At 70.8% G+C, this 11499-nt stretch carries 9 protein-coding genes and 1 pseudogene; 5 read left to right on the top strand and 5 right to left on the bottom strand.

Annotation, left to right across the window (positions count from 1 at the left end; translation table 11 throughout):
* From ACK42S_RS11065 to xdhC, 3 genes are all read left to right on the top strand, one after another.
* A partial coding sequence (locus tag ACK42S_RS11065; protein ID WP_409707061.1) for an FAD binding domain-containing protein occupies nt 1–559 on the top strand: 559 nt, incomplete at its 5' end.
* Between the two features lie 9 nt (nt 560–568).
* A complete protein-coding gene (gene xdhB, locus ACK42S_RS11060; protein WP_409707058.1) occupies nt 569–2998 on the top strand; it encodes a xanthine dehydrogenase molybdopterin binding subunit in 2430 nt (809 codons plus the stop codon).
* Complete coding sequence (gene xdhC, locus ACK42S_RS11055) at nt 2998–3810, top strand: xanthine dehydrogenase accessory protein XdhC (RefSeq protein ID WP_409707055.1); 813 nt, start codon at nt 2998–3000, stop codon at nt 3808–3810. The genes xdhB and xdhC overlap by 1 nt, the downstream gene beginning before the upstream one ends.
* A 6-nt stretch (nt 3811–3816) precedes the next feature.
* Here xdhC and ACK42S_RS11050 read toward each other — a convergent pair whose 3' ends face one another.
* Nucleotides 3817–4587, bottom strand: a complete 771-nt coding sequence (locus tag ACK42S_RS11050) for a Crp/Fnr family transcriptional regulator (protein ID WP_409707052.1) — start codon at nt 4585–4587, stop codon at nt 3817–3819.
* Between the two features lie 258 nt (nt 4588–4845).
* Between ACK42S_RS11050 and ACK42S_RS11045 the strand changes: the two genes are divergently transcribed.
* Nucleotides 4846–5415, top strand: a complete 570-nt coding sequence (locus ACK42S_RS11045; protein ID WP_409707049.1) for a hemerythrin domain-containing protein — start codon at nt 4846–4848, stop codon at nt 5413–5415.
* On the opposite strand, the gene ACK42S_RS11040 is transcribed toward ACK42S_RS11045, so the two are convergent.
* Both ACK42S_RS11040 and ACK42S_RS11035 read right to left on the bottom strand, forming a co-directional pair.
* On the bottom strand, nt 5396–7636 hold the full coding sequence (locus tag ACK42S_RS11040) for a PAS domain-containing protein (RefSeq protein ID WP_409707046.1): 2241 nt from the start codon (nt 7634–7636) through the stop codon (nt 5396–5398). The genes ACK42S_RS11045 and ACK42S_RS11040 overlap by 20 nt on opposite strands.
* A gap of 196 nt (nt 7637–7832) precedes the next feature.
* Nucleotides 7833–8324 carry a thermonuclease family protein gene (locus ACK42S_RS11035; RefSeq protein WP_409707043.1) on the bottom strand — a complete coding sequence of 164 codons (492 nt, stop codon included), beginning with the start codon at nt 8322–8324 and terminating at the stop codon, nt 7833–7835.
* Between the two features lie 136 nt (nt 8325–8460).
* Here ACK42S_RS11035 and ACK42S_RS11030 point away from each other — a divergent pair, with 136 nt between their 5' ends.
* Complete coding sequence (locus ACK42S_RS11030) at nt 8461–8625, top strand: FmdB family zinc ribbon protein (protein ID WP_409660896.1); 165 nt, start codon at nt 8461–8463, stop codon at nt 8623–8625.
* A 33-nt stretch (nt 8626–8658) separates the two neighbouring features.
* Here the strand turns inward: ACK42S_RS11030 and ACK42S_RS11025 are convergent, their stop codons facing one another.
* Entirely contained in the window at nt 8659–11112 is a 2454-nt protein-coding gene (locus ACK42S_RS11025; protein ID WP_409707040.1) for a ligase-associated DNA damage response DEXH box helicase, read from the bottom strand.
* 4 nt (nt 11113–11116) lie between these two features.
* Nucleotides 11117–11499 (bottom strand): annotated as a pseudogene (locus ACK42S_RS11020) (DUF429 domain-containing protein); the annotation flags it as partial.

Genomic DNA, 11499 nt, shown 5'->3' with positions numbered 1-11499 from the left:
CATCGGCGACAGCGCCCCGGCGCTCATCGCGCTGGATGCGCGCATCGTGCTGCGGTGCGGCCCACGGGTGCGCCGCCTGATGCTCGCCGACTTCTACCTCGACTACATGAAGAACGCGCTGGAGCCCGGCGAGTTCGTGCAGGCGCTGGAGGTGCCCCTGCCCCAGGCCGGGCAGGTGGTGCGCGGCTACAAGATCAGCAAGCGCTACGACAGCGACATCTCGGCGGTGTGCCTGGGGTTGTCGCTGTGGCTGGACGGCGACACCGTGCGTGACGTGCGCCTGGCCTACGGCGGCATGGCCGCCACGGTGCGCCGCGCCCCCCATGCCGAGGCCGCGCTACGCGGCGGGCCCTGGTCGCACGAGCGTGTGCAGGCTGCAATGCAGGCGCTCTCGCAGGACTACCAGCCGTTGACCGACATGCGGGCCACGGCCGAGTACCGGCTGAGGGTGGCGGGCAACCTGATCCTGCGGGCCTGGCACGACACCCGCCCCGGCGCGGCCCCCGTGATGGTGTGGCAGGACATGCCGCACGCCCTGCCCGCCCCGGCCGACGTGTGAGGACTTGCCATGAACAAGCGTGCCGACCTGACCGAACTGAACCCCAGCGAGCCCTTCCCCGCCTACCGGGACAACGTGGCCCTGCGCATCGATGCCGACGACGAGGCGCGGCGCCTGCGCGCCGGGGCCCGCGTGGGGGTGAGCCGCCCCCACGAATCGGCCCACCTGCACGTGGCCGGCGAGGCCACCTACACCGACGACATCCCCGAGGTGGCCGGCACGCTGTATGCGGCGCTTGGTCTGTCACGCGAGGCCCATGCGCGCATCACCGCGCTGAACCTCGACCCCGTGCGGGCGCAACCGGGTGTCGTGGCGGTCTACACCGCGCGCGACATCCCCGGCACCAACGATGTCGCCCCCATCGTGAAGGGCGACGACCCCATCCTGGCCGACGGTCTGGTGCAGTACGTGGGCCAGCCCGTGTTTGCGGTGGTAGCCACCTCGGTCGAAGCCGCCCGGCGTGCCGCGGCCCTGGCCCGGCAGCCCGAGGTGGTGACCTACGAGAGCCTGCCGGCTGTGCTCACCCCGCAAGCCGCGCATGCGGCCGGCCGCTACGTGCTGCCGCCCATGCACATGAGGCGCGAAAGCGCACCGGGCGCGCTCGAGCAGGTGCTGGCCCGGGCACCGCGCAAGCTCAAGGGCGTGTTCGACGTGGGGGGCCAGGAGCAGTTCTACCTGGAAGGCCAGATCGCCTACGCCCGCCCCCTCGAAGACGAGGGCATGCTGGTGCAGTGCTCGACCCAGCACCCCACCGAGATGCAGCATGTGGTGGCGCAAGCCCTGGGCCTGCAGGCCCATCATGTGCGCGTGGAATGCCGGCGCATGGGCGGCGGCTTCGGCGGCAAGGAGTCGCAGTCGGCGCTGTTCGCCTGCGTGGCGGCCGTGGCAGCGCGCACACTGCGCCGCCCGGTCAAGCTGCGCGTGGACCGGGACGACGATTTCCTCATCACCGGCCGGCGCCACTGTTTCCACTACGACTACGAGGTGGCCTACGACGACGAGGGCCGCGTGCTGGCAGCCCGGATCGACATGGTGTCGCGCGCGGGCTTTTCGGCCGATCTCTCCGGGCCGGTGATGACCCGCGCGCTGTGCCACTTCGACAATGCCTACTGGCTGCCCGAGGTGGCGATCCATGGCTACTCGGCCAAGACGAACACGCAGAGCAACACGGCCTTCCGCGGCTTCGGTGGCCCGCAAGGCGCGATCGCGATCGAGCAGATCCTCGACTCCATCGCGCGCGACCTCGGCCGCGACCCGCTGGACGTGCGCAAGCTCAATTTCTATGCCCGCGAAGGCCAGACCACCCCTTACGGCCAGCCGGTCGAGGACAACGTGATCCACGAGCTGGTGGACGCCCTGGAGCGCAGCTCGGACTACCGCGCCCGGCGCGAGGCCGTGCGGGCCTTCAATGACGCGAGCCCCGTGCTGAAAAAGGGCCTCGCACTCACGCCGGTGAAGTTCGGCATCTCCTTCAACGTGCCGCACTTCAACCAGGCCGGTGCGCTGGTGCACGTCTACAACGACGGCTCCATCCTGGTGAACCACGGCGGCACCGAGATGGGCCAGGGCCTGAACACCAAGGTGGCCCAGGTGGTGGCCCATGAGCTGGGCGTGAACTTCGAGCGCGTGCGCTGCAGCGCCACGGACACCGACAAGGTGGCCAACACCTCGGCCACCGCGGCCTCCACCGGCAGCGACCTCAACGGCAAGGCGGCCCAGGACGCCGCCCGCCAGATCCGGCAGCGGCTGGCCGCATTTGCCGCCAGCCGGTATGGCGGCTCGCCGCAGGAGGTGCGCTTTGCCAACGACACCGTGAGCGTGGGCGGCCGCAGCCTGCCGTTCCACGAGCTGGTATGGGAGGCCTACCTGGCGCGCGTGCAGTTGTGGAGCGACGGCTTCTACGCCACGCCCAAGATCCACTGGGACCCGAAGACCCTCAAAGGCCGCCCCTTCTACTATTTCGCCTATGGAGCCGCCGTGTCCGAAGTGATCGTGGACACGCTCACCGGCGAGGCGCGCACGCTGCGCGCCGACGTGCTGTACGACGCCGGTCGCTCGCTCAACCCGGCCGTGGACATCGGCCAAGTGGAAGGCGCTTTCATCCAGGGCATGGGCTGGCTCACCACCGAGGAGCTGTGGTGGCATCCGGTGAGCGGCCGGCTGATGACGCACGCACCGAGCACCTACAAGATCCCCACGGCCAACGACGTGCCGCCGGTGTTCAACGTGCGGCTGTTCGATGCCGAGAACCGGGAGGACAGCATCCATCGCTCCAAGGCGGTGGGCGAGCCGCCGCTGCTGCTGCCCTTCTCGGTGTTCTTCGCGATCCGCGATGCCATCTCGGCCGTGGGCGGCCACCGTGTCGATCCGCCGCTGCGCGCACCGGCCACGCCCGAGGCCATCCTGGCGGCCGTCGAGGCCGTGCGGCGGGCCGCCTGATGGTGCGCCAGACCGCCCGCACCTGGCTGGACCGTGGCCTTGCGGCCGTGGTGGTGAGCGTGGACCACACCCAGGGCTCGGCCCCGCGCGAGGCCGGCACGCGCATGCTGGTCTCGGCCGCCGAGGTGGCCGGCACCATCGGGGGCGGCCACCTGGAGTTCGAGGCCATCCGTCTGGCACGCGAGGCCCTGGCCCAGCCGGGATGGACGGCCTTCACGCAGCGCTTCCCGCTGGGCCCGCGCCTGGGCCAGTGCTGCGGCGGCGTGGTCGTGCTGCGCTTTACCCCGCTGGACGAAGCCGCCTGGGCCGACTGGGCCGTCGAGGCACCGCGCTTCGTGCTGCAGCTCTATGGGGCCGGCCATGTCGGGCGCGCCCTGGTGCGCCTGCTGGCGACCCTGCCCTGTGAGGTGCAGTGGATCGACGAGCGCGACGACGCCTTCCCCACCGAAGCCCCGGGGAGCGAAGCGGCCCATGTCGAGCGCATCTGCGTGGACGGCGTGGAGGCCGAGGTCGACCGCGCCCCGCCCGGGGCCTGCTACCTCGTGATGACGCACCAGCACGACCTGGATCTGCGCATCACCGAGGCCATCCTGCGCCGCGGCGACTTCCGCTATTTCGGCTTGATCGGTTCGAAAACCAAGCGGGCGCGCTTCGAGCACCGGCTGGTCGAACGGGGCATCGCGCCGGAGGTGATCGCGCGCATGCGCTGCCCGATCGGCGTGCCGGGCATCGAGGGCAAGGCGCCCGAGGTGATCGCGGTGGCGGTGGCGGCCGAGTTGCTGCAGGCCACCACCTCCCCGGCCGCCAGCTGAGTCATCTCACGCAGCCGCGTGTTCGCCCGGCGGCGAGCCGGCCACGCGGCGCAGCGCCTCGACGTCCAGCACTTTCACGGTATAGCCCGCCACGTCAATGACCTGGCGCTCGCGCAACTGGCGCAGCACGCGCGAGAAGGTCTCGGGGGTCACGGCCAGTTGCGAGGCGATGGCCCGCTTGCGTTCGCGCAGCGCCACCAGGGCGGTCTTGCCGCCCTCGCTGCCGGGACGCAGCTCGGCATGCTCCAGCAGCCAGGTTGCGCAGCGGGCCTCGGCATCCTTGAGCATCAGGCCCAGGGTGCCTTCGGTCAGGCAGCGCACCCGGCGAGCCAGCGCGCGCACCAGGCCGTCGGCGAGGCTGGGGTGGTCCATGCAGCACTCGCGCACCGCCTCGCCATCGAAGGACCACAGCAGCGCCTCGCCCTGGGTCACCGCATCTTCGAGGTAGCGAGCGTCCAGCCAGGCGCTGGCCACATCGAGCCACTGACCGGGCTCCACCAGCCGGGTCTGCTGGGCGAGCCGCCCCTCGCGCAGCGTGCCCAGCGCCACTTGGCCCGAGACCACCAACCACAGCGCCAAGCCCCTCTGGGTGCGATCGAAGACCACCTGCCCCCCCTCCAGCAGGTGTTCGCGTGCCACAGCGGCCAGGGCCTGTGCCGCCTCGCGGGTGACCCGCGCCGGCGCCAGCGCGGCCTGTAGCAGCGCCACCCTGGCGTCGAAAGGAATGCCCCGCTCACGCTGGGCCGCGCCGGCGGGATGGCCTCGGTATCGGTCCATGAGCCTGTTCATCGTCTGCTCCACACACCCGGAGATCGTCGAGCCCCGACTGTCTCAGTTCGGCCCGCGGCGGGTATTGCGTTGGCTCAAGAAAGCCGATCTGCACCGGCCCGGCCTCCCACGGCCTGCGGGTTCTCCCCAGGAACGAAACTTGATCCACCGCAAGGCCCATCGGCCCGCACCTTCCCCCGCTCAGGGCATTGCGCGCACAATGGCCGACACCCCCGGGCCCATCGCACCGGGCCCTGCAGCGCCGCCATGCTTCCCGGTTTCCAGTCTCCCGCCGTCGGCTTCGACCAGCCCTTCGAGATGCTCGAGGCCTGCCATGAACGCGTGCAACGCAGCGTGGCCCTGTTGCAGCGCCTGGCCGAGCATCTGCACCGGGTGGGCAACGACGCGCCGGCCCGCCAGGCCGCGGCCGATGTGCTGCGCTATTTCGACGTGGCCGCCCCGCACCACCACGAAGACGAGGAGCGCCATGTCTTCCCGCCGCTGCTGGCCCTGCCCCGGGACGCGGCCCATGCTGCGGTGCACGCCGCGGTGCGCCGGCTCCAGCAGGACCACCGGCTGATGCACCATCTCTGGCAGGGCCTGCGCGAGGCGCTGCAGCGCATCGCGCAGGGCCAGGAAGCCGACTTCTCGCACCAGGAACTGGAACTGCTGCAGCGCTTCATCGGGCTGTACGACAGCCACATCGCGCTGGAGGAGACCGTGATCTACCCCGCGGCCCGCGGCCGGCTGAGCGCACGGGACCAGGCGGCGATGGGGCTGGAGATGGCCTCGCGTCGGGGGGTGGTCTCCACCGGCCCTACCGCCGCGACACGCTGAAAGCCGGTTGCTGACGGGCGCTGGCCACCAGGCGCAGCACGCCCTGCAGGCGCTCCTGATCGACCGGCTTGGTGAGATAGTCGTCCATGCCCGCATCCATGCAACGGGCCCGGTCCATCGGCATGGCCCGTGCCGTGAGGGCCACGATCGGGCAGCGCCAGCCGTACTGGGCCTGCAGGGCCCGGATGCGGTGGGTGAGTTCGATGCCGCTCATCCCGGGGATCTGCAGGTCCAGGAAGATCAGGTCGAACTCCTGCGCATCGCACAGCGCCAGCGCCTCCTCGGCGGTCACCGCCGCCGCGACCTGGTGGCCGCAGCGCCGGATCATCTGGCTGGCGATGAAGCGGTTGACCGCGTGGTCGTCCACCAGCAGCACGTGCAGGCCCTGGGCATCCTCGGGCAACCCCTCGTCGGTCTCCAGCCCGGCCAAACCCAGGTAGCCGGTGGACTCATAGCGCGAGCGCGCCTTGTCGCGCGAAACATTGACCGTGGTGGACGCGGCCGTGCCCCAGCTCTGCAGGAGTTCGTCATCACCCGCCGACTGGGCCGACGGGACCAGGGGCAGCAGCGGCAAGGTCAGGTGGAAGCGGCTGCCCACACCGAGCTCGCTTTCGGCCCACAGCTGTCCGCCCAGCGCCTGCGCCAGCCGGCGCGAGATCGTCAACCCCAGCCCGGTGCCGCCAAACTCGCGGGTGGTGGAGCTGTCGGCCTGGGTGAAGGACTCGAAGATGCGATCGAGCTTGTCCGGCGCGATACCCACGCCGGTGTCGGCCACGCACAGGTGCAGCACCGCCGAGCCGCCACGGCCTTCAGGCCAGGCCGTCACGTCCACCCGGCCCTGGCGCGTGAACTTGATGGCATTGCCCACCAGGTTGACCAGGATCTGACGCAGCCTCAGCGGGTCGCTCACAAGCTGCGACGGCAGTTCGGGCGCCACCGTGCACCGCAGGCTCAGGCCCTTGTCGGCCGCGCGCGGCTCCAGCGGCGCCAGCACCTCGTGCAGCAGTGCCTGCAGGTCGAAGCCGAGCTGCTCCACGGTGAGGCGCCCGGCCTCGATGCGCGAGAGGTCGAGGATGTCGTTGAGGATGTTCAGCAGCGAGGTGGACGAGGACTTCACCAGCGTCAGGTAGCGGCGCTGCGTCTCGTTCAGCGGGGTGTCCAGCGTGAGGTCCACCAGGCCCATGATGCCGTTCATCGGCGTGCGGATCTCGTGGCTCATGTTGGCGAGGAATTCGCTCTTGGCCCGGCTGGCCGCCTCGGCGGCGGCCTTGGCCTCGCGCAGGGCCGCCTCCACCTGCTTGTGCTGCGTGATGTCGGTCACCACACCCAGGATGCCGCCCACCTGGCCCTGGGCTCCCGTGAACAAGGTGCGGCTGTGGATCAGTTCACGCATCTCGCCCGAGGGCAGGCTCAGGCGTGTCTCGAAGGTCTGCACCCCACCGCTGGCGAACAGCCGCTGGTCGTGCACTTCCTCGTCGGCGCCGCCGCTGCCCAGGACGTCGCGGGCGGTGCGACCCAGGAAGTCCTCGCGGCGCACGCCGATCAGGTCCTCGCAGGCCCGGTTGCAGCCGATGTAGCGGCCCAGCGCATCCTTGAAATAGACTGGGTTGGGGATGATCTCGACCAGCTCCTCGATGAAACGGAGCTGGTGCAGCACCTCCTCCTCGGCCTGGCGCTGCAGCGTCACGTCGGTGTGCGTGCCCACCATGCGCAGCGCCTGGCCCGTTGCATCGCGCGCCACCACCCGGCCGCGCGAGCGCACCCAGCGCCACTGGCCGTCTCGGCTGCGTACGCGGAATTCACCCTGGTAGCGCGGCGTCTCGTTGCGCAGGTGGGCCTGGAGCTGCTCACGGGCCTCGACGCGGTCCTCGGGGTGCATGTGCTCGCGCCAGCGCTCGAGGGTCATCTCGCACTCCCCCGGCGCGTAGCCCAGGATTTCCAGCAGACGGGGGCTGAAGTAGGCCACGCCGGTCACCAGGTCCCAGTCCCAGAAGGCGTCCTGCACGCTCTCCATGGCCAGGCGCATGCGTTCGGCGTCGCGATGCTGATGGCGGGCCTGGGCCAGTTCGGCCTCCAGCGCCGACTGTGCGGCCGCCACCGACTCCAGCCAGCGCTGCAGCTTCACGACAGCCTGCGCCCGCCCCGCCGGCTCGGCCAACACGAGGGCGCGCAGCCAGGCGGCCAGCTCCTCGGGCTGGCTCATGCCCAGGTGGGTATGCATCAGCTGCGTCAGGGACGACCCCCAGTTCATGCGGGCAGGCTCGGCGAGGACTATGCGTTCTTTCGGCATAGAAGGAGCATTGTGCCGGTTGCCAGGCAGGCCCATGTCCCCCAAGAGGGGGAACTCACAATTCGCAACAGTGCCGCCCCGGCCCCCCGTCGATTTCTTCACGCCTGGGCGTGCTGCGATCCAGGGCTCACCGGCAGGGACCATGCCATTGACGGAACACCCGGGGCGGCATCGGGTCGGGATGGGCAAAGAGCCCCCGCCGTGCCGCCCGGGCCTGGGCTTGCTCGTCATCGTAGAGGCCGCGCCCCGACGCAAAGCGGTAACTCCAGGCCCATCCCTCGGTCACCATCCAAGCCCCCACGTCCTCGCCGTCGTGACGCAGCCGCCCCAGCCAGCGGGCATAGGCGTCCCGTCGGTGCAGGTGAATGCGCACCGATTGGCCGTGCAGCCGCTGCGCCAGCGCCGTCCGGGCTTCGGGACCGCCCGCCTGACAGGTCTCGGGCGCATCGATGCCGTCGATGCGCACCTTCACCCGGCCTGCGGGCTGCCAGCCTGCATCGCCCAGTTCGACCCAGACCGTGTCCCCGTCAGTGACATGGACCACCGTGGCCAGGTGCTCCACCGGCACGGGGCCCTGCGCTGTCGCCGCGGTCGGCCAGGCAGCACACAGGGCGAGCACCGCCCGCACGATCCCGGCCCGCAAGCCCGGCCCCTCAGGCCCTTGCCCTGCGGGGGCCTGCCGCGACAGAATGCACCCCGGGGCGACCACCGGGCCCCGCGGGCCCGACGGCAGACCGGTTCCAAGGAGGATCGCCATGCCGACCTATCAATACCGTTGCGAAAAGTGCGGGCATGTCTTCGAGCATGTCGAACACATCGCCGAGCACGAAACCGTGCGACTGACCTGCCCCAAATGCGGCAGCCCGGCCGTGCAGCATACGCCCACGCGCTTTTTTGCACAGACCTCGAAGAAGAGCTGAACCGCACGGGCCGTGCGACAAAGGCCCTGCGGCTCACGGATCAAGACCCCTGTGGGCGTCCTTCAGGATGCGGGCCAGCCGGTCGGCCAGTTTTTCGTTGCTGAGTTTCTCGCGGAAGCGCTCGACCATCAGCGGCAGGCTCATCGGGCTGGGGTGGCGCAGGTCCACCACCTCGCGGCGCCAGGCCTGCAGCCGCTCCAGCGTGGCGGTGAGGCGCCGCAGGTCGAGTTCCTGACTGAGCACCTCGCGCTCGGCCTGGCCGAGCAGCAGGTTGCCGGCATCGTACTTGCGGAAGACCTCGAAGAACAGGCTGCTGGAGGCCTGGAGCTGCTTCATGCTCTTGGGGGCGCCCGGGTAGCCGCTGAACACCAGCCCCGCCACACGGGCGATCTCGCGGAAGCGCCGCTGCGACAGCTCGCTGGCGTTGAGGCTGGCCAGCACGTCGCGCAGCAGCTCGTCCGTGGTGAAGACCGAGCCGTCCAGCACCGGCGAGAGGTCCACCGGCTCGGCACTGAGCAGCTCGAAGCCATAGTCGTTCATCGCGATGCTGAAGGTGTTGGGCCGATCGCGCGCCAGCCGCCAGGCCAGCAGGCTCGCCAGCCCCAGGTTCACGAAGCGACCCGCAAAGGGATAGAGGTAGAGGTGCTGGCCTTCGCGCGAGTGGTAGCGCTCGATCACCAGCGTGCCGGGCCGGGGCAGCCGCGAGACGCGACGCTGCATCTCCAGCATGGGCCGCGCCGTCTCCAGCTCGGGCTCGACGAAGTCGCCCTGGTCGGCCCCGGCCAGCAGTTCGAGCACGGCGTCGGCCATCTCGGTGGACAAGGGCATCTTGCCGCCGCCCCAGCGCGGCACGGCCCCGCGGTGCTTCTCGGCACGGCGCACGTAGGCCGTCATGTCCTGCACGCGGATGAACTCCAGCAGCCGCCCGCCGAAAAGGAAACAGTCGCCCTTCTTCAGGCGCGCGATGAAGCTCTCCTCCACCGAGCCAAGACTGGCCCCGCCCAGGTACTTCACCTGCATCGACGCGTCGCTGACGATGGTGCCCACCTGCAGCCGGTGGCGGCGCGCGATGCCGGCATCGGGCACGCGATAAACACCCTCGACACATTGCACACGATGGTATTCGGGGTAGGCGTGCAGGCTCTCGCCGCCGCGTTCGACGAACGCCAGGGCCCAGCGCCATTCGGTGTCGGTGAGCTCGCGGTAGGCCCAGGTGCTGCGCACCTCGGCCAGCAGGTCGGAGGCTTCGAAGCCGCCGCCCAGGGCCACGGTGACGAGGTGCTGCACCAGCACGTCCAGCGGCTTGTCGGGCGACTCGCGCTTTTCGATGCGCCCGGCCTGCGCGGCACGGCGCGCAGCGGCGGCCTCCACCAGTTCCAGCGTGTGGGTGGGCACCAGGGTCACGCGGCTTGGCCGGCCCGGCGCGTGGCCGCTGCGGCCGGCCCGCTGCAGCAGGCGTGCCACGCCCTTGGCGGAACCGATCTGCAGCACACGCTCCACCGGCAGGAAGTCCACGCCCAGGTCCAGCGAGGAGGTGGCCACCACGGCCTTCAGCCGCCCCTCCTTCAGGCCCCGCTCCACCCACTCCCGCACCGCCTTGTCGAGCGAGCCGTGGTGCAGCGCGACGATGCCGGCCCACTCGGGCCGCGCCTCCAGCAGCATCTGGTACCAGATCTCGGCCTGCGAGCGGGTGTTGGTGAAGACCAGGCTGGTACCCGAAGCTTCGATCTCCTCGACCACCGGCGCGAGCATCTGCCCGCCCAGGTGGCCCGCCCAGGAAAAGCGCCCCGGCTCGTGAGGCAGCAGGGTATCGATCACCAGGGTCTTGTCCACCCGTCCCTGCACCAGCTGGCCCCCGTGGTGCCCCAGCAGCACGGCCATGGCCTCTTCCAGGTTGCCCAAGGTGGCGCTCAGGCCCCAGGTGACGAGTGACGGATGCCAGCGCCGCATCCGCGCGAGCGCCAGCTGCACCTGCACCCCCCGCTTGTTACCCATCAGCTCGTGCCATTCGTCCACGATGACGGTGTGAACCCCGGCCAGCCGCTCGCGTGCATCGGAGCGCGTGAGCAGCAGGCTCAGCGACTCGGGCGTAGTGACCAGGGCCTCGGGCAGGCGGCGATCCTGCCGGGCCCGCTCGGCGCTGGGGGTGTCGCCGGTGCGCAGGCCCACACGCCAGCGCGGTGCCAGGTCCGGCAGGGGCAGAGACAGGGCCCGCACCGAGTCGGCCGCCAGGGCCCGCATCGGCGTGATCCACAGCACCCGCGCGCCCGCTCGCGCCGGGGCTTGTTTGCGGTCGCGCATCAAGGCCCCCAGCCACACCGCATAGGTCTTGCCCGAGCCGGTGGTGGCATGGAGCAGTCCGCTGCGCCCGGCCGCCATGGCCTGCCAGACCTCGCGCTGGAAAGGAAAGGCCTGCCAACCTCGCCCGGCCATCCAGGCCTCGGCCGGGGTGAGGTCCCGTTCGTTGGCGTCGCGGTCGGTACCCATCGGCTCAGGCCGTGAGGATCCAGCCTTCGAGCCCGTCCACCTGCGGCGGCCAGCCCCAGCGCGGCCGATCGAGCGCCCAGGCCGCCTGCATCAGGCACAGCACGGCGTCCAGCCGGTCGCCGCAGGCATCAGCCGCCAGCTCATCGCGCTGCGCCGAGCTCAGGTGCAGTCGCAGGCCGAGCCGGCTGCGCCCCTGCACCAGCGCCTCGATGAGGTCCTTGCGGGCGATCAGGCGTTCGGGCGTCTGGCGGGCCGCTTCGTCGCTCTTGTAGCTGCGCGCACCGATCAGCTCGCGCGCCAGCATCCCCGGGTAGCCCTCCAGCGCCACGCGGGAGGCATCGCCCGCCTGCAGGCCCGGCAGGTGCACGCCGGCGCGTCGCAGCGCCG

The sequence above is a fragment of the Caldimonas sp. genome, from assembly GCF_046289365.1.
Lineage (GTDB): Bacteria > Pseudomonadota > Gammaproteobacteria > Burkholderiales > Burkholderiaceae_C > Caldimonas.
The sequence above is the reverse complement of the archived record's forward strand: the minus strand, read 5'-3'. Positions and strand labels throughout refer to the sequence as shown.